The organism is Pseudomonas sp. Tn43 (assembly GCF_014192635.1).
Taxonomy (GTDB): Bacteria; Pseudomonadota; Gammaproteobacteria; order Pseudomonadales; family Pseudomonadaceae; genus Aquipseudomonas.
The window spans coordinates 97042-123299 of sequence record NZ_JACHYG010000008.1 but is presented as its reverse complement, the minus strand read 5'-3'; the positions used below and the strand labels follow the sequence as shown (position 1 = coordinate 123299).

16 protein-coding genes and 4 pseudogenes are annotated in these 26258 nt (G+C 57.3%); 7 read left to right on the top strand and 13 right to left on the bottom strand.

Features of this window, described 5'->3' with window-relative positions:
* The first annotated feature begins 159 nt into the window (after positions 1 to 159).
* Positions 160 to 1131, top strand: coding sequence for a GTPase (gene yjiA, locus FHW68_RS20735; protein WP_183682762.1), 972 nt, complete (start codon positions 160 to 162; stop codon positions 1129 to 1131).
* Positions 1132 to 1230: 99 nt separating this feature from the next.
* Here yjiA (FHW68_RS20735) and FHW68_RS20730 read toward each other — a convergent pair whose 3' ends face one another.
* From FHW68_RS20730 to glyA (FHW68_RS20720), 3 genes and pseudogenes are all read right to left on the bottom strand, one after another.
* Positions 1231 to 1785: a hypothetical protein gene (locus tag FHW68_RS20730; protein WP_143517872.1), complete on the bottom strand. Its 555-nt coding sequence runs from the start codon at positions 1783 to 1785 to the stop codon at positions 1231 to 1233.
* A 67-nt stretch (positions 1786 to 1852) separates the two neighbouring features.
* Positions 1853 to 2425 carry a hypothetical protein gene (locus tag FHW68_RS20725; RefSeq protein ID WP_095633529.1) on the bottom strand — a complete coding sequence of 191 codons (573 nt, stop codon included), beginning with the start codon at positions 2423 to 2425 and terminating at the stop codon, positions 1853 to 1855.
* Between the two features lie 292 nt (positions 2426 to 2717).
* A pseudogene (gene glyA / locus FHW68_RS20720) lies at positions 2718 to 3347 on the bottom strand (serine hydroxymethyltransferase); the annotation flags it as partial.
* Positions 3348 to 3380: 33 nt separating this feature from the next.
* On the opposite strand from glyA (FHW68_RS20720), the pseudogene yjiA (FHW68_RS20715) reads away from it, so the two are divergent.
* A pseudogene (yjiA, locus tag FHW68_RS20715) lies at positions 3381 to 4351 on the top strand (GTPase).
* A gap of 103 nt (positions 4352 to 4454) precedes the next feature.
* Here the strand turns inward: yjiA (FHW68_RS20715) and FHW68_RS20710 are convergent.
* The 3 genes from FHW68_RS20710 to FHW68_RS20700 all read right to left on the bottom strand — a co-directional run bounded on the left by FHW68_RS20710 (position 4455) and on the right by FHW68_RS20700 (position 7284).
* Positions 4455 to 5162 (bottom strand): GntR family transcriptional regulator, encoded by a 708-nt coding sequence (locus FHW68_RS20710; protein WP_095633276.1) that lies wholly within the window; start codon positions 5160 to 5162, stop codon positions 4455 to 4457.
* Positions 5163 to 5189: 27 nt separating this feature from the next.
* Positions 5190 to 5894, bottom strand: a complete 705-nt coding sequence (locus tag FHW68_RS20705; RefSeq protein ID WP_095633280.1) for a FadR/GntR family transcriptional regulator — start codon at positions 5892 to 5894, stop codon at positions 5190 to 5192.
* A 67-nt stretch (positions 5895 to 5961) separates the two neighbouring features.
* Positions 5962 to 7284 (bottom strand): C4-dicarboxylate transporter DctA, encoded by a 1323-nt coding sequence (locus FHW68_RS20700; RefSeq protein ID WP_095633277.1) that lies wholly within the window; start codon positions 7282 to 7284, stop codon positions 5962 to 5964.
* Between FHW68_RS20700 and FHW68_RS20695 the strand changes: the two genes are divergently transcribed.
* Entirely contained in the window at positions 7283 to 7603 is a 321-nt protein-coding gene (locus FHW68_RS20695) for a hypothetical protein (protein WP_095633278.1), read from the top strand. The two genes, FHW68_RS20700 and FHW68_RS20695, sit on opposite strands and share 2 nt — an antisense overlap.
* Here the strand turns inward: FHW68_RS20695 and FHW68_RS20690 are convergent.
* The 3 genes from FHW68_RS20690 to FHW68_RS20680 all read right to left on the bottom strand — a co-directional run bounded on the left by FHW68_RS20690 (position 7571) and on the right by FHW68_RS20680 (position 13808).
* The gene (locus FHW68_RS20690) at positions 7571 to 8116 is read right to left on the bottom strand and encodes a hypothetical protein (protein ID WP_095633279.1); all 546 of its coding nucleotides are present in this window, start codon (positions 8114 to 8116) and stop codon (positions 7571 to 7573) included. The two genes, FHW68_RS20695 and FHW68_RS20690, sit on opposite strands and share 33 nt — an antisense overlap.
* A gap of 324 nt (positions 8117 to 8440) precedes the next feature.
* Positions 8441 to 9694, bottom strand: a complete 1254-nt coding sequence (glyA, locus tag FHW68_RS20685; RefSeq protein ID WP_183682759.1) for a serine hydroxymethyltransferase — start codon at positions 9692 to 9694, stop codon at positions 8441 to 8443.
* Between the two features lie 265 nt (positions 9695 to 9959).
* On the bottom strand, positions 9960 to 13808 hold the full coding sequence (locus FHW68_RS20680) for a bifunctional diguanylate cyclase/phosphodiesterase (protein ID WP_183682756.1): 3849 nt from the start codon (positions 13806 to 13808) through the stop codon (positions 9960 to 9962).
* Positions 13809 to 14081: 273 nt separating this feature from the next.
* Between FHW68_RS20680 and ettA the strand changes: the two genes are divergently transcribed.
* Positions 14082 to 15746, top strand: a complete 1665-nt coding sequence (ettA, locus tag FHW68_RS20675) for an energy-dependent translational throttle protein EttA (protein ID WP_007897178.1) — start codon at positions 14082 to 14084, stop codon at positions 15744 to 15746.
* A 99-nt stretch (positions 15747 to 15845) separates the two neighbouring features.
* Here the strand turns inward: ettA and FHW68_RS20670 are convergent.
* A pseudogene (locus FHW68_RS20670) lies at positions 15846 to 17251 on the bottom strand (IS1182 family transposase).
* 1139 nt (positions 17252 to 18390) lie between these two features.
* Between FHW68_RS20670 and gdhA the strand changes: the two are divergent.
* Positions 18391 to 19723 (top strand): annotated as a pseudogene (gene gdhA / locus FHW68_RS20665) (NADP-specific glutamate dehydrogenase).
* Here gdhA and FHW68_RS20660 read toward each other — a convergent pair.
* The 3 genes from FHW68_RS20660 to FHW68_RS20650 form a co-directional block, all read right to left on the bottom strand.
* Positions 19720 to 20214: a GreA/GreB family elongation factor gene (locus FHW68_RS20660; RefSeq protein ID WP_095632322.1), complete on the bottom strand. Its 495-nt coding sequence runs from the start codon at positions 20212 to 20214 to the stop codon at positions 19720 to 19722. The pseudogene gdhA and the gene FHW68_RS20660 sit on opposite strands and share 4 nt — an antisense overlap.
* Before the next feature lie 208 nt (positions 20215 to 20422).
* Positions 20423 to 22279, bottom strand: coding sequence for a DUF4105 domain-containing protein (locus FHW68_RS20655; RefSeq protein WP_183682753.1), 1857 nt, complete (start codon positions 22277 to 22279; stop codon positions 20423 to 20425).
* Positions 22280 to 22384: 105 nt separating this feature from the next.
* Positions 22385 to 22873, bottom strand: coding sequence for a DUF3015 domain-containing protein (locus FHW68_RS20650; RefSeq protein WP_095632320.1), 489 nt, complete (start codon positions 22871 to 22873; stop codon positions 22385 to 22387).
* A 275-nt stretch (positions 22874 to 23148) separates the two neighbouring features.
* On the opposite strand from FHW68_RS20650, the gene FHW68_RS20645 reads away from it, so the two are divergent.
* Together FHW68_RS20645 and FHW68_RS20640 are read left to right on the top strand one after the other, a co-directional pair.
* On the top strand, positions 23149 to 25587 hold the full coding sequence (locus FHW68_RS20645) for a Lon protease family protein (protein WP_095632319.1): 2439 nt from the start codon (positions 23149 to 23151) through the stop codon (positions 25585 to 25587).
* A gap of 326 nt (positions 25588 to 25913) precedes the next feature.
* Positions 25914 to 26255, top strand: coding sequence for a hypothetical protein (locus FHW68_RS20640; RefSeq protein ID WP_095632317.1), 342 nt, complete (start codon positions 25914 to 25916; stop codon positions 26253 to 26255).
* Positions 26256 to 26258: the final 3 nt, after the last annotated feature.

Sequence of the window (26258 nt, the reverse complement as noted above, 5' to 3'; positions counted from 1 at the left end):
CGGTTGTCGGGTTAACAGCAATCCCTGTGGGAGCTAACCTGCCAGCGATGGCGCCTGAACATTCAACATCACTGTTGATTGACAGTCCGCCATCGCTAGCAGGCTAGCTCCCACATGTTTTTGTGTTGATTTCTAATTTTGTGAAACAGGAGATTCCAGTTGTCCTCTCCCATTCCAGTAACAATCCTCAGTGGCTTTCTCGGCGCGGGAAAAACCACGCTCTTGCGCCACCTGCTTAAAGCCGAGCACGGGCTGAAAATCGCCGTGATCGAAAACGAATTCAGTGACGCCGGCATCGACACCCAGCTGTTGGGTGACGAGCCGGTGCAAGTGATGACGCTGTCCAACGGCTGCGTTTGCTGCACCATCCACACCGATTTGACCAAAGCGCTGTACCTGCTGCTGGAACGCCTGGACAGCGGCGAAATCGCCTTCGACCGCCTGGTGATCGAATGCACCGGCCTGGCCGACCCGGCGCCGGTGGCGCAAACCTTTTTCATCGACGAAGAACTGCGTGAGCGTTATATCCTCGACGGCATCATCACCTTGGTGGACGCGGCCCACGCCGACCTGCACCTGACCCAGACCATTGCCCAGGCACAGATTGGCTTTGCCGACCGTTTGCTGGTGAGCAAACGGGATCTGGTGGATGAACCAACCTTCACTGCCCTCAGCGAGCGTCTGACCCGCATCAACCGTCGCGCACCGATTCGTGTGGTCGACCATGGCAGGATTGATCTGGCCGAACTGCTCGACGTACGCGGCTTCAACCTCAATGCCGACCTTGGCGGTGGTGTCAGTTTGCGCCCGGTGAGCAAAGCGCCCTCCATCGACCGTATCTCCAGCCTGGTGTTGCGAACCGACCAGCCGCTGGATATCGACAAACTCAGTGAGTTCATGAACGAGCTGCTCGAGGAACACGGCAAGCAATTGCTGCGCTACAAAGGGGTGCTGAACATTGCGGGTGAAGATCGGCGGCTGGTGTTTCAGGGCGTGTTGAAACTGTATGGTTTTGACTGGGACACCGAATGGGCCGAAGGGGAGGGGAGGGAAAGTGTGATTGTATTCATTGCCGATGATCTGCCGGAAGAGAAGATACGCCAGGGATTCGCCCGCCTCGCAGCCCATTGACAACAGAGCGCCCCCACTCCGGAAAAGTGGAGAGAGGGCGCAGGTGTTCAGGGCAATCAACCGTTATCCGGAAGGCTCGCGTCTGATAACCGACAGCCCTCAGTAAGGGGCGTTGCGCTGCAAAATATTCAGTTTGAAATCCAGAACCGTTTGGCTTTTCGGTGTTTGCAGCCGAACAGGTGTTCCGATCTTGGGATTGTATTTGGCACGCGAATAGCCCTGGCGCAAAAGCTTGCCGCCGCGTGTTTGTATTCTGATGGTCGGGGAGTCATTTGCAAAATCGTCAAGGGTGACAATCTCGCCATTTTTATTCAGCAAATTGAAAGTGGTCTGGTCACCATCCTGGGTGGCGTAGGCATTGAGGAAGTCATCTTCTTCATTGCTGAGGGTCATGTAGTAGTAGATGCCTTTGGTGAATATGTAGATCGTGTAATAGTCGTCTTGACACCTGAAGTAAAAGGTCAGGGAGTCGGCGGGCAAGTCGGGTTTGAGAAAAAGATAGTTTGAAACATCCATGTGCGAGTTAAAGCTTAATAGCTCGTAGTCAAGTTTCAAGGTTGTGTATTTTCTTCCATAGGTAAGTGCAGGAAAGTGCGGATAGCCAAAGGGTGTGCTACAGGTGGCGATAAAAGATTTTTCTTGATCGGTGCTCATTGTATATACCTTGTATGTTTAATTGCGATATTGCTCGCGAGATTAAGCAAGCCAGTGGCGGCGAATGTCAGATATCGTCTGGGTCGTTTGCGTATGGCACGTTTCGTTCGGTAATGCGCAGGTTGAAGATCAGGCCGCGACGCTTTATGTCCGCCAGATACACGTACGGCGCCCCTTGCCGGCGGATGCTGCTGATCTGCCCGGCGTTGCGGGCCTTGAGCCGGATCTGGTGAGTGTCTGCACTCAGGTCATCCAGGGTGACAATGCGATCTTGCAGATTCAGCAGATTGAACGATGTTGTATCGCTGCCGGCAGGTGGAAAGGCTCCCAGTACTCCGGAGTTATCCTTGCTTATATATTTGTTGGTATACGTTCCCGGCGACAGGATCTGGAGGGTGTAATAGTCTTCCGCGCAGCGGAAATAGATATTAAGCGGGGCGAGCTTCAAGGATGGATCGCGTGGCTTTATTCCCAGTAGATGGGAGTCGTCGATCTTCGAAGAAGCCCCAGTATAGAAACCACCAGAGAACAGGGTGTAGAGCCTGGTGATCGGCTCTTCATAGAGATTGCCCAGGAACTCCAGATGTTCGTCATGTAATTCAAGGCTGGCGATAAAGGATTTCTGTCGATTGCTGTTCATCATCTCGTCCGTGAGTTGAAAAGTTTGTTTGTCGTGCGGGAAAGATATTTATCAGATATTTGAGGTGGGTGAAAAAGTGATGTGTTTCGGTATGTTGGTGCAGGTAGTAGTTGTAGAAGTTGCTTGAGTGCAATGTTATTGGTTGCGGAAGTTTTCCAACTTTATTAACGGTGGAAAGGCACTCGCTTGCGGGTCAGGTTCCATCTGAACAGCGGCGCTGGTGTTTATAGCGGGCGAAAAAAAACCGGCCATTATTGGCCGGTTTTTTTATTGCTGCGGTTTAACGGTGCAATTAAGCGCCGTACACCGGGAGCTTTTTGCAGATAGCCTTGACCTTCTCACGAACGGCGTCGATCACCGCTTCGTTGGAAAGATCTGCCAGGATGTCGCAGATCCAGCCGGCCAGCTCTTTGCACTCTGCTTCCTTGAAGCCGCGAGTGGTCACAGCCGGGGTACCGAAACGCAGACCGGAGGTGACGAACGGGGAGCGTGGATCGTTCGGTACCGAGTTCTTGTTCACGGTGATGAACGCTTTGCCCAGAGCGGCGTCGGCGTCTTTACCGGAGATTTCCTGCTTAATCAGCGACAGCAGGAACAGGTGGTTCTGAGTACCGCCCGACACCACGTCGAAACCGCGCTCGATGAACACACCGGCCATGGCCTGGGCATTTTTCACCACTTGTTGCTGGTAGGCCTTGAACTCAGGCTGCAGCGCTTCCTTGAAGCAGATCGCCTTGGCAGCGATCACGTGTTCCAGCGGGCCACCCTGGGCGCCCGGGAATACCGCGGAGTTCAGTTTCTTCTCGATGTCGGCGTTGGCGCGAGCCAGGATCAGGCCGCCACGTGGACCGCGCAGGGTCTTGTGGGTGGTGGTGGTCACGACGTCAGCGAATGGAACCGGGTTCGGGTAGACGCCTGCGGCGGTTTCTTAACTTTGTGAAACAGGAGAACCCGTTTGTCCTCTCCCATTCCAGTAACAATCCTCAGCGGCTTCCTCGGCGCTGGTAAAACCACCTTGCTGCGCCACCTGCTCAAAGCCGAGCACGGCCTGAAAATCGCCGTGATCGAAAATGAATTCAGTGACGCCGGCATCGACACCCAGCTGTTGGGTGACGAGCCGGTGCAAGTGATGACGCTGTCCAACGGCTGCGTCTGCTGCACCATCCACACCGATTTGACCAAAGCGCTGTACCTGCTGCTGGAACGCCTGGACAGCGGCGAAATCACCTTCGACCGCCTGGTGATCGAATGCACCGGCCTGGCCGACCCGGCGCCGGTGGCGCAAACCTTTTTCATCGACGAAGAACTGCGTGAGCGTTATATCCTCGACGGCATCATCACCTTGGTCGACGCCAAGCATGCCGAACATCATCTGACCCAGACCATCGCCCAGGCACAGATCGGCTTTGTCGACAGCTTGCTGGTAAGCAAACGGGATCTGGTGGACGAACCGACCTTCACTGCCCTCAGCGAGCGTCTGACCCGCATCAACCGTCGCGCACCAATCCGTGTGGTCGACCACGGCAAAATTGATCTGGCTGAACTGCTCGACGTGCGCGGTTTCAACCTCAATGCCGACCTCGGTGGTGGCGTGGTTTGCGCCCGGTGAGCAAGGCGCCCTCCATCGATCGCATTTCCAGCCTGGTGTTGCGCACCGACAAGCCGCTGGATATCGACAAACTCAGTGAGTTCATGAACGAACTGCTGGAAGAGCATGGCAAGCAACTGCTGCGCTACAAAGGTGTTTTGAACATCCTTGGCGAGCCGCGGCGCATGGTGTTTCAAGGCGTGTTGAAGTTGTATGGTTTCGACTGGGATACGGAATGGGCCGATGATGAACCACGCGAAAGCGTGATCGTGTTCATTGCCGATGATTTGCCGGAAGAGAAAATTCGTGAGGGATTTGCGCGGGTGGCTGCGGAGTAAACCCCGATATTTTCAGCGAGCCTGATGCCGCCATCGCGAGCAGGCTCGCTCCCACAGGGGGATGCATTTCAAATGTGGGAGCGAGCCTGCTCGCGAATGCGATCTAACCGGCAACACGATTCTGGCTGACTACCGATCCAGAGTGCAGCAACGCCTCCTCAAGGCGATCCAGATGCCGGGTCATCAACCTCGCGGCCGCCGTAGCATCCTCACGCTCCACTGCATCGACAATATCCGCGTGCTTCCGCCATCCGCAATAATCACCCGCCAGCGCGTCATACCGCGCAATGGCCAATGAGGTCAGCGGCACCAGACTGCCAAGAAAATACGCCAACGGTGCGTTCCCCGCCATTTCGGCCAGTTGCAGATGAAATTCCCCTGACAATCGAATGGCCGGACCACGCGCCGTGCATTGGCGTTCGCTGTCGATCAAGGCGCGCAGGCGTTTCAGGTCCTGTGGGCGAGGTTGCTGGCAGGCCAGTCGAACCAGCGTAATTTCGGTCAGTCGTCGGGCATACAGCGTCTGCCGGGTCTGCTCGGCATCGGGCGCGGCGACTCGGGGACGATGATTGGTTCGAAGGACAATGATCTGCTGATGGGACAGCTGTGTCAGCACGCTACGAATGTCACTGCGTCGAGCGCTGAACATCTGCGCCAGGCTGTCTTCAGTAAAACGACTGGCTGCGTGGATGCGCTGTTCGAGAATGGCATCGAAGATCCGTGTATAGAGATCATCCGCTGGCGGTTTCCCGGTGTCGGTTCGGGAGAAGGGCAGGGCAGTGAATATCTGTGGTGAGGCGAAGCTGTTCATGGCCTGTCTCCAGTTCGAAGAGGGGGGTCAACTGCCGAGGTGGTCGTCCGGGATGTTCAATTCGATGCCCATTCGCTGGCCTTCGCGAAGGATGTGCCGGCGCATCTCGGCGCTGGCCTGGGCGCTGTTTTTGCTGCGGATCGCTCGCACCACGGCTTCGTTTTCTTCCAGGCGTTCAGCCAGATGCTCCGGCGAATTGCGCAGCACGTCGGCGCTTTGCTTCAGGGCGTTGCTGGTCTGCTGCACCACGCTCTGGAAAATCGGGTTCGAGGTCAGGGCGAACAGCTCCTCGTGGAACGCGATGTAGGCGTTCACGCCAGCCTCGCTGTCGTTGGCCTCAAGGGCTTCGCGCATGTCCATCAGGGTCAGCCGCAGTTGCCCGACTTCCTTGCTGCTGATGGACTGCGCCACCAGGCCGACGATGAACGGTTCGAGTGTGTAGCGCAGTTGCAGCACGTCTTCCAGGCTGGCTCCGGCTACCGCGCTGTCGTGGCTTTGGCTGTCGCTGACACTGGCCTCCAGCACCACCACGCCTTTGCCCGGCATGGAACGCACCAGCCCGAGGGTTTCCAGCACGATGACCGCTTCGCGCAGGCTCGGGCGGCTGATGCCCAGTTGTTCGGCCAGTTCACGCTGGCCCGGCAGCATTTCGCCGGAACGCCACTGACCGCGGGCCAGTGCGGCCCGAAGTTTTTCTACGACTGAATTTACAACGGTTGACGAGGTAATCACGGTTCGCTCCATGAGCATCCATAACGATTGATGACCGTGCCTGCCCTCGGGCAGGCACGGCGATTATTCAAAATTCCTGCTGATGCGCCGGGGCAACCGGTTTTCTCGGCTGGAAGGTATAACCCTGCTGACCGGACAGCACCTTGTTTGCCCGTTGGATATCGATATCTTTTTCCCAGCGGGCGATGGCTACGGTGGCGACGCAGTTGCCGATCAGGTTGGTCAACGCCCGGCCGATGCCCATGAACCAGTCCACCGCCAATACAAGCACCAGGCCGACCACCGGAATCGCCGGGATCGCCGTCAGTGTCGCCGCGAGAATCACCAGCGCCGAGCCGGGAATCCCGTGGGCACCTTTGGAGGTGATCAGCGACACCAGCAGAATCGTCAGCAGGTCAGTCATGGCCAGCGGCGTGCCGGTGGCATTGGCGATGAACACAATCGCCAGGGTCAGATAGATCGAAAAACCATCAAGGTTGAACGAGTACCCGGTCGGAATCACTAGCCCGACCGTGGAGCTGCCGATGCCCAGATGCTCAAGCTTGCGCATGATTTGTGGCAGCACGGCGTCGGAAGAAGCGGTGCCCATGACGATCATCAGTTCTTCGCGCAGGTACTTGAGCAACGGCCACATCTTCAGGCCCGAAAGGCGCATCACCAGGCCGAGAATCAAAGTCACAAACGCCACACAGGTCAGATAAAACAGGCCGACCAAACTGCCCAAGTGTTGCAACGAATCCAGGCCATATTTGCTGGTGGTGAAGGCGATGGCGCCGAATACGCCGATCGGCGCCAGGCGCACGATCATGCCCATGATGCGGAAGATCACGTGGCTCAGCTCATTGATCAGCCGGGAAATACCCGACGCCGCTTCGCCCACCAGGTTCAGCGCACTGCCGAACAGCACCGAAAACAGCAGGACTTGCAGAATGTTGTTTTCCGCGAAGGCGCCGATCACCGAAGTCGGGATCAGGTTCATCAGGAACTGGGTGGTGGTGTGCATGTGCTGGCCGCGCTGGGCGATGTCGCCGATGTCGCCGATGTCGGCGGCGGCGAGCTGGTCCAGATGAATGTTCGCGCCGCTGCCGATGCCGGTCGTGAAGGCGAACACCAGGCCGATCACCAAGGCGATGGTGGTCAGTATTTCGAAGTAGATCACCGATTTCAGGCCAATGCGTCCGACCTTCTTCAAGTCGCCGGCACCGCTGATGCCGCTGACCACTACGCAGAACACGATCAAGCCAATGAGCATCTTGATCAGTTTGATGAAACCGTCGCCGAGGGGTTTGAGTTGGGCGGAGTATTCAGGAAGGGCCAGCCCGCAGATGATGCCGAGCACCAGTCCGAGAACCACTTGAAGGAAGATTGAGCGCGAGCACCATCTGAGCATGGGAGGAATCCTGGTCGGTGTCCTGGCTACCGTGCGCGGGGCGCATCAGATTCAGGACTTAATTATTGTGGTCTTACCGGTATGTCCAGTGCAGGCGCAGTCTAGGCGCTGTTTTTGGGTGATCGCAAGCGGAAATTGCCAGATTGGCATGACCGGTCTTACCAGTTGGGCGGAAGGCCCCGACCTTGAGCCTTTTCGCCGTTTGAAATTTTTTTGTGGGCGAAAAAAACCGGCCATCATGGCCGGTTTTCAGAGCCCTGCTCTCGAAGGTACTCAAGCGATTGATTTACATAGAGACATTACGCTTGATGATTTTTAGTTCGAAGAACACAAGTTTTCCGCCGCGATTTGGGTAATCGGTCAGAACCGGGAAGTATGGCGGCCCGGCATAGGTATGAACCTCTCGGCGTTGTGGTCCTGTGTGCAGACGAATTTTATTGAGTTCGTCTGGCAGGTCATCCAGCTTAGAACTTTCACCCGAACGGTTTATGATATGGAAATAAGTAGGGTCATCACCTTCGAAGACTGATAAGTTGCGAAGCTCACCTTCCATACTTGCGGTATGTTTGAAGACTCCGTCGCTGCCTTCAATCTTAATGGTGTAGACATCGTCGTGATAAGCGAAGAGGAACGTTTCAGGTGTTACGTCCTCTCCATAACTGAGAAGAAGGTTTCCGGAGTGTTCGAGCTTTTTCTCAAGGACACGCTTCAGTTCTTCTGTGATATCAGGGTCTTCCAGCAGTTTTTGAATGACCTTGCCGGCTAGTGCCACAGGCTTGTTATCGACAAAAAGTTGAGCGGTGAATGATTGTGTTTTATCTATATCTTGCATATTTAATATCCCTCGTGCGGTGTGCGAATAACCGTTATTAATGGTGGCTGAGTGAATCAGGTTATTCGTTGTTTTGTAAGTTGGAGGGAGATTAACATGAAGTTTTCAGTTGGGTAGTTTTCGATGTGTTGCAAAATAATAGATTTTTTGATGTGGTTTGTGTTGAGTGCTTTAGTTGAGAAAATAGGCGTAAATAGTTGGTGGGATTATTAAAGTAGTTGGTGATGCTGTTATACAAGGGTATTGTTATTGGTGTCTCCGGACGCAGGCGAAAAAAAACCGGCACAAGTGCCGGTTTCTTTTAACTGCGGTTTAACGGTGCAATTAAGCGCCGTACACCGGCAGCTTCTTGCAGATGGCCTTGACCTTCTCACGAACGGCGTCGATCACCGCTTCGTTGGAAAGATCTGCCAGGATGTCGCAGATCCAGCCGGCCAGCTCTTTGCACTCTGTTTCCTTGAAACCGCGAGTGGTGACAGCCGGGGTACCGAAACGCAGACCGGAGGTGACGAACGGGGAGCGTGGATCGTTCGGTACCGAGTTCTTGTTCACGGTGATGAACGCTTTGCCCAGAGCGGCGTCGGCGTCTTTACCGGAGATTTCCTGCTTGATCAGCGACAGCAGGAACAGGTGGTTCTGAGTACCGCCCGACACCACGTCGAAACCGCGCTCGATGAACACGCCGGCCATGGCCTGGGCGTTTTTCACCACTTGTTGCTGGTAGGCCTTGAACTCAGGCTGCAGCGCTTCCTTGAAGCAGATCGCCTTGGCAGCGATCACGTGTTCCAGCGGGCCACCCTGGGCGCCCGGGAATACCGCGGAGTTCAGTTTCTTCTCGATGTCGGCGTTGGCGCGAGCCAGGATCAGGCCGCCACGTGGACCGCGCAGGGTCTTGTGGGTGGTGGTGGTCACGACGTCAGCGAATGGAACCGGGTTCGGGTAGACGCCAGCGGCGACCAGACCGGCCACGTGAGCCATGTCGACGAACAGGTAGGCACCGACTTTGTCAGCGATTTCGCGGAAACGCGGGAAATCCAGAATCTGCGAGTAGGCAGAGAAACCGGCCACGATCATTTTCGGCTTGTGCTCAAGCGCCAGACGCTCGACTTCGTCGTAGTCGATCAGGCCGTTGGCGTCGATGCCGTATTGAACAGCGTTGTACAGCTTGCCGGAGGACGAAACGCTGGCACCGTGGGTCAGGTGACCGCCATGGGCCAGGCTCATGCCCAGGATGGTGTCGCCCGCTTGCAGCAGGGCCAGGTAAACGGCGCTGTTGGCTTGGGAGCCGGCGTGTGGCTGAACGTTGGCGTAATCGGCGCCGAACAGTTCTTTGGCGCGGTCGATGGCCAGTTGCTCAACCACGTCGACGAACTCGCAACCACCGTAGTAGCGCTTGCCCGGGTAGCCTTCGGCGTATTTGTTGGTCAGTACCGAGCCTTGAGCTTCCATCACCGCTGGGCTGGTGTAGTTTTCCGAAGCGATCAGCTCGATGTGTTCTTCCTGGCGCTGAGCTTCTTGCTCCATGGCGGCAAAAAGGTCGGCGTCGTACTTGGCAATAGTCAAATCACGGCTGAACATGGCGGTCCTCAAGGATCGGGGCAGAAAAGGGGGGCATTCTAACCCAACCGCTTTTAGATGGCATATGAAAGGACATCATGTCGCAGACAAGTGGTGTTCATGGCGCAGGATTTTCGGTGTTTGTGGCGAGGGGGCTTGCCCCCGTTCGGCTGCGAAGCAGCCGTAATTTGCGCGTATGCGGTTTGTCTGAAGAAATGTCATCGCAGGTTTTGGGGCCGCTTCGCGACCCAACGGGGGCAAGCCCCCTCGCCACAGAAGTTCCTCTTCAATCAAACATGAACAGCGCATCATTGCTGAACTGCGCCTCAAACCGGTTCGCCGGCATCGGCCGCCCAAACAGATACCCCTGAACCTCATCGCAACCATGCTCACGCAGGAAGTCGAGTTGCTCATGGGTTTCCACGCCCTCGGCGATCACCGCCAGATTGAGGCTGTGGGCCATGGCGATGATCGCCCGGGCAATTTGCGCGTCCTGTTCACCCGAGGGCAGGCCATCGACGAAGGTACGGTCGATTTTCAGCACGTCGATCGGGAATTGCTTGAGGTAGTTGAGCGATGAATAACCGGTGCCGAAGTCGTCGACCGCAATGCTCAGGCCGAGGTTTTTCAACCCGGCGAGGATCTGCATCGCCTCGCTGACTTCGCGCATCAGAATACTTTCAGTCAACTCCAGCTCCAGGCACGCCGGCGGCAGGCCGGTTTCCTTGAGGATGGTGGCGATCCGCGTGCCGAGCTGACCGTCGGAGAACTGCCGGGCCGAAATGTTCACCGAAACCTTCGGCACCCGCACTTTGGTTTGATGCCAGGTCTTGAGCTGACGGCAGGCCTCGCTGATCACCCAGTCGCCGACGTCCACCACCAGCCCGAGCTCTTCGAGCACCGGAATGAAATCCCCCGGCGGCACCAGACCGCGGCGTGGGTGACGCCAGCGCAGCAGGGCTTCGGCACCGGTCAGGCGTTTGCCATCGCCGCTGAATTGCGGCTGGTAGTACAGGACGAATTCATTTTGCTCCAGGGCATGGCGCAAGTCGCTTTCCAGTTCCAGGCGCTCCAGGGCACTGGCGTTCATGTCGGCCTGATAGAACTGGAAGTTGTTTTTGCCACGCTCCTTGGCGTGGTACATCGCGGTGTCGGCGTTTTTCATCAACTGACTGAGTTCGCTGCCGTCTTGAGGGCTCAGCGCGATGCCGATGCTGGCGGTGACAAAGAACTCGCGGCCTTCCAGCACGAACGGTTTCACCAGGCTGGCGAGGATCTGTTCGGCCACATGAATCGCCCGGTTTAGTGCGATCTCCCGGTTGACCCGGGGCTGCAGCAGCAATGTGAACTCATCGCCACCCATGCGCGCCACGGTGTCGTCATCATCGACACAACCGAGCAGGCGCGTGGCCATTTCCTTGAGCATGCGATCACCGGCGGCATGGCCCAGGGAGTCATTGATCGGCTTGAACCGGTCAAGGTCGAGGAACATCAGCACCACCCAGGCCTTCTGCCGTTCAGCCGATTGCAGCGCGGTGTGCAGGCGATCCTGGAACAGTGTGCGGTTGGGCAGGTGGGTCAAGGCGTCGTAATAGGCCAGGCGATGAATCCGTTGCTCACTGGCCTTGCGCTCGCTGATGTCACTGAAGAAACACACGTAGCTGGCCAGATCGCCTTCATCGTCGAGCACCGCGGTAATCCCGACCCAGGCCGGGTAATGCTCGCCGTTGCGCCGCTTGAGCCAGACTTCGCCTTCCCAGGTGCTGTGCTGATGCAATTGCTTGAGCACATAGCGCAGATGGGCTTCCTGCTGCTCATCGACGGTGAGCATGTTCGGCAACTGGTCGAGGACCTGGGCCACCGCATAGCCGCTGACGCGACTGAACGCTTCGTTGGCCTGGACGATGTAGCCCGCCGGGTCAGTGATCAGAATCGCCGAGGTTGAGTGCTCGAATACCGTGGCCGCCATCCGTAGGTCTTTTTCGGCCCGGCGTTGCTGGCTGATGTCGCGGCCGACCCCCAGCACACCTTCAAAGGCGCCGTGTTCGTCCCAGACCAGCACCAGACGCAACTCGATGGGAATCTTGCGCCCGTCGGCCCGCAGGCAGTCGAACAGAAACAGCTGGGTCTGCACCTGACTGCGCAGCAGCGCCAGTTGTTCGGGTTTATTCAGCGCTTTGCTGACCCGGTCCATCAGGCTGTAGATGCCGGTCAGTTGTTGCGGATTGGCGATGGTCGTTTGCCAGCCGTTCTGGAATATCCAGTCGGCGTCGAAACCCAGCACGGCTTGCACCGAGGGGCTGACGTAGTTGAGCGACATTTTGCTGTCGGTGGAGAAAATCACATCGCTGATGCTTTCGGCGAGCATCCGGTAACGCTGCTCGCTGTCGCGCAGGGACTCGCTGGCTTCAATCTGGTCGGTGATGTCTTTGGCCACGCCGATGATGCGCGTGACCTGATTGTGTTTGTCCCGCGCCAGGGCCTGTTCGCGAATGTCGAAACGCCGCCATTTGCCATCGCGATGGCGGAAGCGCAGCTGGCATTGCATCAGTTGGGTGTAACCCGCGTGCCGTTGGGACTGGCGTGATCGGTGGTAGTAATCGGCATCTTCGGGGTGCAGGAGGATTTCCCAGAAGTATTCGCCCATCTGGTGCAGTTCTGTGCGGTTGTAACCCAGCGTTTGCCCCAGGTGATGGTTGCTGAAGATCATCCGCTGGCTGATTACATCCTGCACATACAGATGATCCGGCACGGTGCGCACCACATCGGACCAGAACCCTTCACGCTCCAGCAGCGACAATTCGATGAGCTTGCGACTGGTGATGTCGCTGATGCTCAGGATCACCGCTTTATAGTCGGCCTGATCTTCCGGCAAGCGCAGCACCAGCCACAAATGCTGGTCGCGGCCATTGGCGTCCTGGAGTTTGATTTCCAGTTCAAGCTGTTTTTGCTGGTGCAGCACTGTTTCAAGTACTTGATTGCCGATGGCCGTACAGTCCGATGGGCAGCCGTCGATCAGCAGTTTCCAGGCCTGGTCGCAGGAATTGACGTTGAGCAATTGCAGGGCAACCTGGTTGACCTCGGTAATGCGTAATTCCTGCAGCAGTTGCTGACGTTGTTCCGGTGTCTGGAGCCAACTCTGCAACTGTTCACTGCTGTTGAGCTGAGCCTTGTCGAAGATACTGTTGAGCCCGGAGAGGTCCAGCACGCACAGGGCAACGCCGGTGCCTTCGAAAATGTCCTGATAACGTCGGCGGCCCTCATGCAACTGGCGTTGACGGCGACGAATGTTCAGCAGGGCGATGAACGGCAACAACGAAAAGGCCAGGCCCAGCAGGCATTTGCCGATGAACGCCGGCAGCAGTTGTTCGATCACCCGTTGCCGGTCGAACAGCCCACGCAATTGCCAATCGCTACTGCTCAGCGGAACGGTCAGCACACTGTTGGCCAGCTCGTCGGCTGTCAGCCTGGCCGGCTTGGCCGAGGGCTGGGTGTCATCGCGGCTGATGATCTGATGATTGATACGGTTTTCCACCAGCCACAGGGGGCGGATGCCGGCATCGCCCTGTTTGGTCAGTGAGGAGAAAAACGTCGGTGTCAGGCGCAGGGCCCAATAACCGCGACTGCTGCCGCTGGCCTGATGCAGGAGCAGGTGCACCACCGAGCCGTCATCGGCATTGCTGAAATAATGGGCCTGGGCGCGGCTACGCTGAACCAGTTCGCCAAGGTAACTGGCGTCCTGGCTGTCGGCAGCGCTGTCGCTGAGGATTTTTCCGGAGGGACTGAGCAACGCCAGGCTGCGCAGATCGGGCAGCGATTGTTGCAGTTTGCGCAATAACGCCTGTTGTTCGTCGGCGCTTTGCGGTTGTTCGATGATCGGTAGCAGATTAAGGGCGATCTGCGCATTGAGCGCCATGTTAAGGCTGACTTGCGCAGCCAGGTCGGCGGAGTAGTCGATGGTGTACTGGCGCTGGTTTTTCTGGGTTTCGCGAAACTGATCCAGAAGCTGCCAGAACAGCAGTGCGAGCAGCAACAGCACGAGGGTTGCCAGCGCGCCTTTCAAGGTTCCGCGCAGGGGCGAGCCGGTCGCAGGATTGAGCGCGCTCACGGACGATGGCGGAGAGACATTAGACAAACTGTAATCCTGCGGTTTGGCTGGACTGACGCGACGTGCACTATAAGCCGGACGCCCGAAGGGCGGCTAGCATGCCTTGAGTTGTGGCGAAGTGCCAGTCCCCGCTCGGCTGGACTGCTTTCTATCAATAAGGTAGCTTTGCCGGTTACGCGGGAGCGTTCCAGCTCCCAGACAGCGCGCACGCCTTGATACCATCAAACGAACGACGCGCATGGCCTGGCCGGGCATTGCCTGCGCTCCAATCATTCATCAGTCACTGACCCAAGGTTCTCCATGGCTCAATACGTCTTCACCATGCATCGGCTGGGCAAAGTTGTTCCGCCGAAGCGGGAAATCCTGAAAAACATTTCGCTGTCGTTCTTTCCTGGCGCCAAGATCGGCGTACTCGGCCTCAACGGTTCGGGTAAATCCACGCTCCTGAAAATCATGGCGGGCGTCGATAAAGAGTTCGACGGTGAAGCCCGTCCGATGCCGGACCTGAACATTGGCTACCTGCCGCAAGAACCGATCCTGGATCCGACCAAGACCGTGCGTGAAGTGGTCGAGGAAGCGGTCAGCGTGATCAAGGACGCTCAGGCGCGCCTGGACGAGGTTTACGCGGCTTACGCTGAACCGGATGCAGACTTCGACAAACTGGCGGCAGAGCAGGCCAAGCTTGAAGCCATCCTGCAAGCCAGCGACGGTCACAACCTGGATCGCCAACTGGAAGTCGCCGCCGATGCGCTGCGCCTGCCTGCATGGGATGCCAAGGTCGAATTCCTGTCCGGTGGTGAAAAACGTCGCGTGGCCCTGTGCCGTTTGCTGCTGTCTGCGCCTGACATGCTGCTGCTCGACGAACCGACCAACCACCTGGACGCCGATTCCGTCGCCTGGCTGGAGCACTTCCTGCACGATTTCCCGGGTACCGTGGTTGCGATCACGCACGACCGTTACTTCCTGGACAACGTCGCCGGCTGGATCCTCGAGCTCGACCGTGGCGCCGGTATCCCGTACGAGGGCAACTATTCAGGCTGGCTCGAAGCCAAATCCGATCGTCTGGCGGCCGAATCCAAGCAGCAATCGGCTCACGAAAAGGCCATGAAGGAAGAGCTGGAGTGGGTGCGCAAAGGCGCCAAGGCCCGTCAGTCCAAATCCAAGGCGCGTCTGCAACGCTTCGAAGAAATGCAATCGCAGGAATTCCAGAAGCGCAGCGAAACCAACGAGATCTACATCCCGGCCGGTCCGCGCTTGGGCGACAAGGTCATCGAGTTCAAGAACGTTTCCAAGGGTTACGGCGATCGCGTGTTGATCGACAACCTGTCGTTCTCCATGCCTAAAGGCGCCATCGTTGGCGTGATCGGCGGTAACGGGGCCGGTAAATCGACCCTGTTCCGTATGCTGATGGGCAAGGAAACGCCGGATTCGGGCAGTATCGAAGTCGGCGAAACCGTGCAACTGGCGTGTGTTGACCAGAGCCGTGAAGACCTGGATGGCAGCAAGACTGTGTTCCAGCAGATCTCCGACGGTTCCGATCAGATTCGCATCGGCAACTACGAGATCCCGTCGCGCACCTACGTCGGTCGCTTCAACTTCAAGGGTGGCGATCAGCAGAAGTTCGTCAAAGACCTGTCCGGTGGTGAGCGTGGTCGTTTGCACCTGGCCCTGACCCTGAAAGAGGGCGGCAACGTCCTGCTGCTCGACGAACCGTCCAACGACCTCGACGTTGAAACCCTGCGTTCCCTGGAAGAAGCCTTGCTCGACTTCCCGGGCGCCGCCATTGTGATCTCTCACGATCGGTGGTTCCTTGACCGCGTCGCGACTCACATCCTGGCGTACGAAGACGACTCGCAAGCGGTGTTCTTCGAAGGCAACTACACCGAGTACGAAGCCGATCGCAAGAAGCGCCTCGGCGAAGCGGCTTCCCAGCCGCACCGTGTACGGCACAAGAAACTGGCCTGATACAGACTGTGTGAAAACGCACTGATGGTGGTTCCAGCAAACGCCCCGACTTGTCCGGGGCGTTTGCTTTTGTGCTCACAGCAGACGAAAAAAGGCTTTTCAGCCCATCAACGCCATCAACTGACGTGCGACAAGCACGTTAATCGCTCTTTTCAGGTTATAGGCGTTCACCGCCAGGGCCATTTCAGCCCTCGTGCCCTCAAGCTGTCGCAGCAAGAAGCGAGCGTTACCAAATAACCACTGTTTAAGATTGCCGAAGGGATGCTCGACGATGGATCTTCGGCTGACCATCATTTCGGGATGCGCCTGCATTCGCTGTTCCATTCGCTCAAATGCCTTTTCGTGCAGGTGGCGTGAGATATATCGGCGTTGGGCGTCGGTGCATTGCGCTTTTAACGGGCAGCTTGAGCAGTCGCTGACCGCCGCTTGGTAGATCCGGCCTTTCTTGCTGATCTGTTTAAAGATCAGCCATTTTCCGGCAGGGCATTTATATCGATCTTGCGACGTATCGTAGGCAAATGCTGTTCGATCGAAAAATGCCTGTTCCTTACCGCAGGAGTTGAGTGATCGCGCCACAGGTACATAAGCCGTGATGTTCTCATCCTCACATGCCTGGAACTGCTTGCCATTGGAGTAGCCCGCATCCGCGGTGACCGTTAGTTCATCCTGCGAAAGTTGTTCCTTGGCGGCTTTGGCCATCGGTTCAAGTTGCTTGGGATCATCGCTGTCCTGAGTCACTTCATGATGCACGATCATGCAGTTCTCAGCGTCCACGCTGTCTGCACGTTGTACCCGACCCGAGGTCCTTTGTGCGTTCGCAACATTCGCGCATCGCTTTCGTGGGTATTGAATTGCTCAAGCTCCATGGATTCCATCAGCGCCTGGCACGTCAGGTTATTGGAATGCCTGACCTCAAGTTGCGCCAAAGTCGTCTTGATCGCACTGCGGTCAATCTTCTCGCCGGCTTCGGTTTTATCTGCCTCGTCCAGCTCGGCCAAATAGTGGGCGATGCGCTTCTCCAGCTTCTTTTCTTGATGTTGGAGCCGCTTCAAATTCATATGACGCCGTGAAGAGGCGACCTCCTGAAATTTGCTGCCATCAATGGCCACCAACTCGCCGGTTATCAGCCCCGCTGTGCGGCAAAACTGCACGAAGGCCCGGCACGTCGCGATGAAAGCGGCTTTGTTGTCTTTACGGAAATCAGCGATGGTCTTGAAATCAGGCTTGAGTCGATTGATCAGCCATATCACTTCGACGTTGCGCTGGCACTCGGCTTCGAGCCGACGTGATGAGCGAATCCGCTGGAAATAGCCGTAGAGGTAGAGTTTGAGCTGATCCGCTGGATCGTAAGAGGGACGGCCGGTGCTTTTGGGAAGTGCTTTATCAAAGCCCAGTCGGGCCAGATCCAGCTTGGCAACGTAAAGGTCGATAACGCGAATCAACTCTTCCAGCGAGACCGGAAACAGACTGGTCAGGCTGCGGGACTGTCCCTGGATGTAGGCCATAACGAAAAATGCTCCGTATCTTTCGATACGGAGCACTACGCAGATTGCTAGGTTTCCACACAGTCTGTGATAGGCCGGTTATATGAAAAACGGAGCCTTCGGGCTCCGTTTTTTTGTGCGCCTAATATGGGCTCAATCTTGCGGGTAAAAGTCCAGTCGTCAGCTGACCACCGCTAACGAAATGAAGCACCACTGCACGAGGGCGTGTGGATAGGAGGCGATGGATACGGCGCTGACGCAGGACGATTCAACTCAATCAGTGGAAGCGGGGAACGACGGCTAATTACCCTCCCAACCACGACCATACTTTTTAATGTTTTCATCGCGCATTGCAATGCTCGATGATGGGGTAGTTGTTGCGTTCAGCGTTGCAAAGTCCATTATATAATGACGGGACCATAGTCTGGGCCCGACCTCAAGTCCCGGTCTGAAAGATCCCATTTGGAAGTGGCTGCGTTAAAAATAAATGAATAAACGTGGTGGTCAGAAAGCCATCTTTCGCCCCCAGGTACGCCCCCGAGCTTGGCCTGAGGTGAAATGTTAATATTTTTATCCACAAAGGACCCACTTTCAGCGTGTTGCGTGACAATTCTGACGGTTGCGCCATCTGGGGCAGTAGCAGGAAAGTTGAATGGGCCACATCTCATTGTGTACACCAACATGATGTATTGTTCGGGGGCGCTGCCTGAGATATTAAATCCGCTATCTACTTGGTTTCCAAATGTTGAGGCCATGATGAGTCATCCTTATTGAAAATTATAATATTTCGGTGTTTTTTAAGAGTGTCGTTTTCAGGTTGGTGCATTTAGAAATTAGCTTTCATTGTTTGCTTTAGAAACTGGTAGATTTAACAGTTCGCTATACTCGTTAGCTATATTAAATGTGCTTTTAGCAACGAGTGCCTGTGTTGCGTCGGTGGGCGCGTACTGGTTGGTCTCGCCAGGCTTGGTAGGGTGAATGCTTTTGATCGATATGCTCCTTTTAGGAGCAGAAAATCTCCTTTTGTCTGCTTTTTTATATCTAGCGCGCCATTTAAATACAAAAAAGGCGACATTTTGCCCTGTCGCGGTGTGACATGAATTGCTAAGGTCCGGCTCAATTTCCTTTAAAAACAATCAATTTGCCGAGACTTTTTCAGGATCGAATCCGTTGAATCTTTCCTCGCCTGCCTCAGAAAACGCGACCCCGACCAGCCGGAATTCCACCAAACCGTAGAAGAAGTCCTACGCAGCCTGTGGCCGTTTCTTGAAGCCAACCCCCACTACTTGACCTCGGGCATTCTGGAGCGGATCTGCGAGCCGGAACGCGCGATTACCTTCCGGGTGTCGTGGGTGGATGATCAAGGCAAAGTGCAGGTCAATCGCGGTTTCCGTATCCAGATGAACAGCGCGATCGGTCCCTACAAGGGCGGGCTGCGTTTCCATCCTTCGGTGAACCTCGGGGTGTTGAAGTTCCTCGCCTCCGAACAGACGTTCAAAAACTCGCTAACGTCGCTGCCCATGGGCGGAGGCAAGGGTGGTTCGGACTTCGATCCCAAGGGCAAGAGCGACGCTGAATCATGCGCTTCTGCCAGGCCTTCATGAGCGAGTTGTACCGTCACATCGGCGCGGACGTTGACGTGCCAGCCGGTGATATCGGCGTCGGTGCCCGCGAAATCGGTTTCCTGTTCGGGCAATACAAGCGCCTGAGCAACCAGTTCACCAGCGTGCTGACCGGCAAGGGCCCCAGCTATGGCGGCAGCCTGATTCGTCCAGAAGCCACTGGTTTTGGCTGTGTGTACTTCGCCGAGGAAATGCTCAAGCGCAGCGGTGACACCGTCGAAGGCAAGCGCGTGGCGATCTCGGGCTCCGGTAACGTCGCGCAATATGCGGCGCGCAAGGTCATGGATTTGGGGGGCGTAGTGGTTTCGCTGTCCGACTCCGAAGGCACGCTCTACCGCGAAAGCGGTTTGACCGAAGAGCAATGGCTGGCAGTCTGGAGCTGAAAAATGTCCAGCGCGGACGCATCAGTGGACTGGCTGGCCGTTTTGGTCTGGAGTTCCTGCCGGGCCATCACCCGTGGGCGCTGAGCTGCGATATCGCGCTGCCATGCGCGACACAAAACGAACTGGACGCCGAGGCGGCGCGTACGTTGCTACGCAACGGCTGTATCTGTGTGGCGGAAGGGGCAAACATGCCGACCACCCTGGAGGCCGTGGACCTGTTTATCGAAGCGGGGATTTTGTTCGCGCCGGGCAAGGCTTCCAACGCGGGTGGTGTGGCGGTGAGCGGGCTGGAGATGTCGCAGAATGCCATGCGCCTGCTGTGGACCGGTGGTGAAGTTGACAACAAGCTCCACGCGATCATGCAGTCGATTCACCATGCTTGCGTGCATTACGGTGAAGAGAACGGCCGGATCCACTATGTCAAAGGCGCGAACATCGCCGGCTTCGTCAAAGTCGCCGACGCCATGCTCGCCCAAGGCGTGGTTTAAGCCGGTTCGATGCGGATGATTTTGATCAACTGATCACCGGCCGGTCGCTGCCAGAGCACTTCGTCGTTCAGCTGTGCGCCGAGCAGCGCCCGCCCCAGTGGTGAGCTCCAGTTGATCAGGCCTTTGGCGGCATTGGCCTGATCTTCGCCAACCAGTTGCACGCGTTGCTGATGATCGTGTTCGTCGGCAAAGGTCACCCAGTTGCCGATCTGCACTTTGTCGGTCGAGGAGGCCTGGGTGACCAGCTGCGCACTTTGCAGGCGATGCTTGAAATAGCGCCAGTCGCGATCGAGGTCGGCCTGGCGCTGCTTGTCGGCCAGGTCACCTTTGGCGCTTTCCTGATCCAGCAGCTTTTGCAGCTCGGCCACTTTTGCCTGAAGCTGGGCCAGGCCCGCTGGCGTGACGTAATTGGGCTGCGCACTGACCTGCCGTTCAACTGGCAGGTCGGCTTGCGCGGCGGCGTTATCTTCATTGACGAAGGCGCGACTCATGCTTTTCTCCCATTAATAGGGTTTGGGCCATGGTCGCAGGCTTTAAGTTTCAACGAATGTCTGTAAACGACTTATGGCGAGCGATAGGCTTGCGCGGCGTCCCGGTTTTTCTCTTGTTGCCCGGCCCGTTTCGCGCTCGACCGTTCAACGGCCTATAAGGAAAGTCTAGAAGCGGATTTGTCGGCTGGGAGTGAAAGAGGTCAAAAGATCAATAGTGATACCACTTCACTTCAAGCATCACTTCGTTTTCGGGTGAGGCGATGTGGCTGAATTCGCGTTGGGCGCTCAGGCGCACGCCCAGATTGCGCGACAGTTCCCATTGCTGATTCAGGCTCATGCTGCGGCGCACTTCGCCATTGGTGAAGTAATCACCCTTGGCTTCCAGGCTGAAATTGCCCAGCGGGTTTTTCCACAGCAGGCCGCTGTTGAAACCCGCCGCCGGAGCGATGAAACCCGCGAAGTCGTTGTTATGCTCCACACGCACCGTGCCCAAGGCGAAACCGAGCATGTCGTCATCCAGTTGCCAGGTTCCGCCGCCACCGCCGTTGACATGGCTGACCAGGGTTTCGTCATCATGCTTGCCCGGTACGCGCTCCAGGCCGCCGGTGACTTGCCACGACAGCGGCTGCAACAACTCATTGCGCGGCGTCAGCGAGCGGATGGTCGCCAGGTCCAGTTGCTGCAACTGCCAGTTATTGCCTTCGTATTGACGCAGCTTCATCTGCAGAATTTCGATCTGCGCACCATGGGGGAAGCTTTCCATGTTGTCATTGAGGTCGTGATAGGCCATGCGCAGGCCATATTCGCCGAAGGCCTTGTCGCCTCGAGTGCCGATGCCGGCCTGCCAGGTGCGGGATTGGTGACCGTCCTCGGGCAAGCCGGGTTGCGGGATTTGCAGTTCCGGAGGCGGGTTTCGATTGATTGCGCGCAGCAATTCGAAACTGCGTTGAGCCCGTTGCGGGTCACGCTCCTGACCGTTGGCGCGATAACGCTCCAGACGATAAGCCGCATCGATGATCAACGCCTGACGGTCGCGAGGTAGGGCCTTGAACGCCGGAGTCTGCAATTGCGTCTGATCGGCGCTGACGTTCAGCACCCATTCCTGTTCTTCAAAGGTTAATGGCTCGGCACGGCTTAGCAGTTCGCGCTCACGGGACGGGCGATACTCGATCGATTCCACCAGTCCGGCTTCTTTCACCGCTTTGACCGTGTCGGTGGGGATAGCGGTCAACGGGAATTGCTCGGTCAGATTCAGGTTCGGTCGTGCCACTTGCAGCAGCTCAAGCAGGCGGTAAGAGCAGTTTTCGTCGAAGAAAAAGTAGTCGAACTGGATCTGCTTGAGTTCCCAGACGTGTTCGACCATGCGCTCGGTTTCCTGCTGCGTCAGGTTCAGGCGGTATTCCCACAGGTCGCGGTTCTCGAGGCTACGGTATTCCGAAAGCTTTTCCTGGTATGGCACCAGCGCAAACAGCCCGGGATAACCGCCCATCAGGCCTTTCCAGGCATACAGAATGCTGTTGTCCGAACCTTCGATGTAGGCGCCGAAGTTGATCGCATAACTGAGTAGCGAGGTCTTGTCGCTCTGCACATTGGCCTGATCGATGCGCAGCAAGGTGTGGCCAAACATCGACGATGGACTGTTCAGGTAGGCGGCCGGGAAAATCATCACCGCGCTGTGGGGCGCAACATCCTTGAACCATTGCTTGAACTCGGCGCAGTCCGGCGATGGCAGATCCACCAGCTCAAGTTGCGCCTTGAGCCAGCGGGTGCGGGCCGGGTAAACGCATTGGGCATGCTGCTCACCGGCGCTGGCCGGGGCATACAGTGCCTGCACGGTCGCCGTCAGTTCATGGTCGGGGTGTTCGTTGCCATCGGGGGCGAGAAAGAACTTCTTGTCGCTGATATAGCTGCGCCAGCCAGCACCGAGCTTGGCGGTTTCGTAATGACCCAGGGAAATCCAGAAGGGGTCATTGGCCAGTTGCTGCAAACGTTGATTGTCGATAAGTGGCGCGGCGGACAGCGGGGCGCAGACACAGAGCGCCAGCCAGGCAAGGCGTTTGAGCATAGTGGGCAACTTAAGCCGAAAGAAACAAAGACCCGGAGGGGCAGGCCAAAAGGGCCAGGTTCAAAAAATAAAACCCGCTCCCCAACGAGAGCGGGCCGGTCGAGCTTAAGCTTGAGTGGCGTACTTGGCCAGACGTGGGTCGCTTTTCAGCACGGCCAAGGTGTTGGTATGCACATCATCAGCGGTCACGTCAGCATTGCTGAAGATCTGCTGGAAGTGCTGATGAGTCACGGCGGCGAAGTGCGCACGATCTTCCGGCGCCACGCCCAGTACCACGGCGTAAGTGGTCAGCGCTTCGCCCTGACCTTTAGCCATGTCTTCGGACAGCTCGTTCATCATGCCATTCATGGCAATCCAGGATTTGCCGCCATAGGTCAGCGCCGAATTGGTCGAGCAACCATTGGTGCCGGAGGTCATGCCGAAGGTTGCGTTACCGGAAGTGCCGTTGGTGGTGGATGCCAGGAAGTGTGCCGGGGTGCCACGCTGACCTTCGAACAGCATGTTGCCCCAACCACAGTCCGGACCGCCTGGCGCCTGAGCCATGGCGTTGATGGATACAGCGGTGAAGAGAGTACCGAGAAGAATCCGTTTCATAGCTATGTTCTCTTTGTGTGCATACCAATGGACAAGGTGCTGGCCCCCTAATGGTGCCAGTGGGCCGGTTATCATCCAGCCGCGCAGTTTGGAGTTTAGGCAGGTTCGGCGGGTTCCGTTACTTTTTGCGAAACATTAGTTGAAAACACCGATTTTGAGCCTCCAGGGCGAAGGCGCAGGGATTGTCAGAGCTTTGGCTCGAGGCGCGCCTTGCCAGTGAGGTGCGGGCAGCGCCAGAATGCCGCTATCTGCCCCGCCTGATGTAAGGAAGCCCGATGCCTGATCCTGTTGCTGCCAGCTTGCGTTTAGCGCCTGAAGCGCTGACCCGTCCGTTTTCCGCTGAACAGTTCAGCTTCTCTACCACCAATGATCTGGAGCCCTTCCGCGGTGTGCTTGGCCAGGAACGTGCGGTCGAAGCCTTGCAGTTCGGTGTGGCCATGCCACGCCCCGGTTACAACGTATTCGTCATGGGCGAGCCCGGCACTGGCCGGTTTTCGTTCGTCAAACGCTACCTCAAGGCTGAAGGCAAACGCCTGCAGACCCCGGCGGATTGGGTTTACGTCAATAATTTCGATGAACCGCGCGAGCCGCGTGCATTGGAATTGCCGTCTGGCACCGCCGGTGCCTTCATCGGCGACATCAACGGTTTGATCGACAACCTGTTGGCGACCTTTCCGGCTGTATTCGAACACCCGTCCTATCAGCAGAAGAAAAGCGCCATCGACCGCGCTTTCAATCAGCGTTATGACCGTGCCCTGGATGTGATCGAGCGTCTGGCGCTGGAGAAAGAGGTCGCGCTCTACCGCGACAGCAGCAACATCGCCTTCACCCCGATGAGCGAAGGCAAGGCACTGGATGAGGCGGAATTCGCCCAGTTGCCGGAAGCCGAGCGCGAACGTTTCCATGATGACATTGCCGGGCTGGAAGAGCGGTTGAACGAAGAACTCGCCAGCTTGCCGCAATGGAAGCGCGAGTCGAGCAATCAACTGCGTCAGCTCAACGAAGAAACCATCACCCTGGCCTTGCAGCCATTGCTGGCGCCACTGTCGGAAAAGTATGCGGAAAACGCAGGCGTTTGCGGTTACCTGCAAGCGATGCAGGTGTACCTGCTCAAGACGGTAGTCGAGCAACTGGTCGACGACAGCAAGACCGACGCCATCGCTCGCAAATTGCTCGAAGAGCAATACGCCCCAAGCCTGGTGGTCGGTCATCCGTTCAGCGGCGGCGCGCCGGTGGTGTTCGAACCGCACCCGACCTATGACAACCTGTTTGGCCGCATCGAATACAGCACCGATCAGGGCGCGCTCTACACCACCTATCGGCAGCTGCGACCGGGTGCGCTGCACCGGGCCAACGGCGGTTTCCTGATCCTCGAAGCGGAAAAAATGCTCAGTGAGCCGTTCGTCTGGGATGCGCTCAAGCGTGCCCTGCAATCGCGCAAGCTGAAAATGGAATCGCCGCTGGGTGAATTGGGCCGGCTGGCCACTGTGACGCTGACACCACAACACATTCCGTTGCAGGTCAAAGTCGTGATCATCGGCGCCCGGCAGTTGTATTACACGTTGCAAGACCTCGATCCGGACTTCCAGGAGATGTTCCGTGTCCTGGTGGATTTCGACGAAGACATCCCGATGGTCGACGAGAGCCTGGAGCAGTTCGCCCAGTTGCTCAAAACCCGTACATCCGAGGAAGGCATGGCGCCGCTGACCGCCGATGCGGTGGCGCGACTGGCGACTTACAGCGCGCGTCTGGCCGAACACCAGGGGCGATTGTCGGCGCGGATCGGCGATTTGTTCCAACTGGTCAGCGAAGCGGATTTCATCCGCGACCTGGCGGGTGACAACATGACCGACGCCGGGCACATCGAGCGTGCGCTCAAGGCCAAGGCCACTCGCACCGGGCGCGTTTCAGCTCGGATTCTCGATGACATGCTGGCCGGGATCATCCTGATCGACACTGACGGCGCGGCTGTCGGCAAGTGCAACGGGCTGACGGTACTGGAAGTCGGCGATTCGGCTTTCGGGATACCGGCGCGGATTTCCGCCACGGTTTATCCAGGAGGCAGCGGCATCGTCGACATCGAGCGCGAGGTCAACCTTGGCCAGCCGATCCACTCCAAAGGCGTGATGATCCTGACCGGGTATCTGGGCAGCCGTTATGCCCAGGAATTCCCGCTGGCGATTTCCGCGAGCATCGCCCTGGAGCAATCTTACGGTTACGTCGACGGTGATAGCGCGTCTCTTGGCGAAGCGTGCACGCTGATCTCGGCCTTGTCGAAAACCCCGCTCAAGCAGTGTTTCGCAATTACCGGTTCGATCAATCAGTTCGGTGAAGTGCAGGCGGTGGGTGGGGTCAACGAGAAAATCGAAGGTTTCTTCCGACTCTGCGAAGCCCGTGGTTTGACCGGTGAGCAAGGGGCGATCATTCCTCAGGCCAACGTCGCTACGCTGATGCTCGACGAGAAGGTGCTGGCGGCGGTGCGCGCTGGGCAGTTCCATGTCTATGCGGTGCGCCAGGCCGACGAGGCGCTGAGCCTGTTGGTCGGCGAGCCAGCCGGCGCGCCGGATGAGAATGGCGCATTCCCTGAAGGCAGCATCAACGCGCGGGTAGTGGAGCGCTTGCGGGTGATTGCGGAAATGATCAGTGAGGAAGACCTCAAGGAAGCCGAAAAGGAATTGGCGCAGGAAGCGATGCTGGAAATCAAACCGGCCTGAGTTGTCCGCCAAAAGTGGCAAGCTCCCTGTGGCGAGGGGGCTTGCCCCCGTTCGGCTGCGAAGCAGTCGTAAAATCGATTGATACGGTCTTTCTGATAAACCGCTTCACGCTTTCCGGGCCGCTTGCCGGCCCAACGGGGGCAAGCCCCCTCGCCACAATTCTGGCGTCAATATTCGCGCAGTGACCACTCGGCACCTTCTGATGCCGGTTCGCGTGCGAGCCAGACTTTTCTTCTATTATCTGCTCAAGGATATCGACAGTAATCACTGGATCGAGACAGCCTTCCCGTGGAGGCTGAATACCGGATCTACCGAGGGTCGCCGCCATGTCGCGCAACCTCTGTCTCACCCGTCAATGCCTGGGCCTTGTGACCCGTATCGAATGCGCTATCCGCCCGCTGGCGGGAGATACGGGGATGTGGACCTTGCTCTTCGCCGCCGGCATGGCCGGCGAGCAGCCTTCTGCCATCAAGGCCCAAGGCCCGTTTCGTGGGCCGGTCGTGGCGGAATCGATCCTCGACACCATCGTTGAAAGCCTGACTCTGCATGGTTACGAGCTCGCCGATGATCCGCAAATCTGGTGCCTGCATTTGCAAGCCCAGTTGCGAGAGATCAATGGAGGCCGTTACCGCAACCTTAGCGGACCCGAGTTTCGGCCTGATCACTGAACA

Excerpts from the sequence above, each read along its gene's own strand:
- FHW68_RS20730 (WP_143517872.1), bottom strand. The coding sequence starts at position 1,785 with ATGAGCACCGATCAAGAAAAATCTTTTATCGCCACCTGTAGCACACCC.
- FHW68_RS20725 (WP_095633529.1), bottom strand. The coding sequence starts at position 2,425 with ATGAACAGCAATCGACAGAAATCCTTTATCGCCAGCCTTGAATTACAT.
- FHW68_RS20710 (WP_095633276.1), bottom strand. The coding sequence starts at position 5,162 with ATGAACAGCTTCGCCTCACCACAGATATTCACTGCCCTGCCCTTCTCC.
- FHW68_RS20695 (WP_095633278.1), top strand. The coding sequence starts at position 7,283 with ATGGGAGGAATCCTGGTCGGTGTCCTGGCTACCGTGCGCGGGGCGCAT.
- FHW68_RS20700 (WP_095633277.1), bottom strand. The coding sequence starts at position 7,284 with ATGCTCAGATGGTGCTCGCGCTCAATCTTCCTTCAAGTGGTTCTCGGA.
- FHW68_RS20690 (WP_095633279.1), bottom strand. The coding sequence starts at position 8,116 with ATGCAAGATATAGATAAAACACAATCATTCACCGCTCAACTTTTTGTC.
- glyA (WP_183682759.1), bottom strand. The coding sequence starts at position 9,694 with ATGTTCAGCCGTGATTTGACTATTGCCAAGTACGACGCCGACCTTTTT.
- ettA (WP_007897178.1), top strand. The coding sequence starts at position 14,082 with ATGGCTCAATACGTCTTCACCATGCATCGGCTGGGCAAAGTTGTTCCG.
- FHW68_RS20660 (WP_095632322.1), bottom strand. The coding sequence starts at position 20,214 with ATGAGTCGCGCCTTCGTCAATGAAGATAACGCCGCCGCGCAAGCCGAC.
- FHW68_RS20655 (WP_183682753.1), bottom strand. The coding sequence starts at position 22,279 with ATGCTCAAACGCCTTGCCTGGCTGGCGCTCTGTGTCTGCGCCCCGCTG.
- FHW68_RS20650 (WP_095632320.1), bottom strand. The coding sequence starts at position 22,873 with ATGAAACGGATTCTTCTCGGTACTCTCTTCACCGCTGTATCCATCAAC.
- FHW68_RS20645 (WP_095632319.1), top strand. The coding sequence starts at position 23,149 with ATGCCTGATCCTGTTGCTGCCAGCTTGCGTTTAGCGCCTGAAGCGCTG.
- FHW68_RS20640 (WP_095632317.1), top strand. The coding sequence starts at position 25,914 with ATGTCGCGCAACCTCTGTCTCACCCGTCAATGCCTGGGCCTTGTGACC.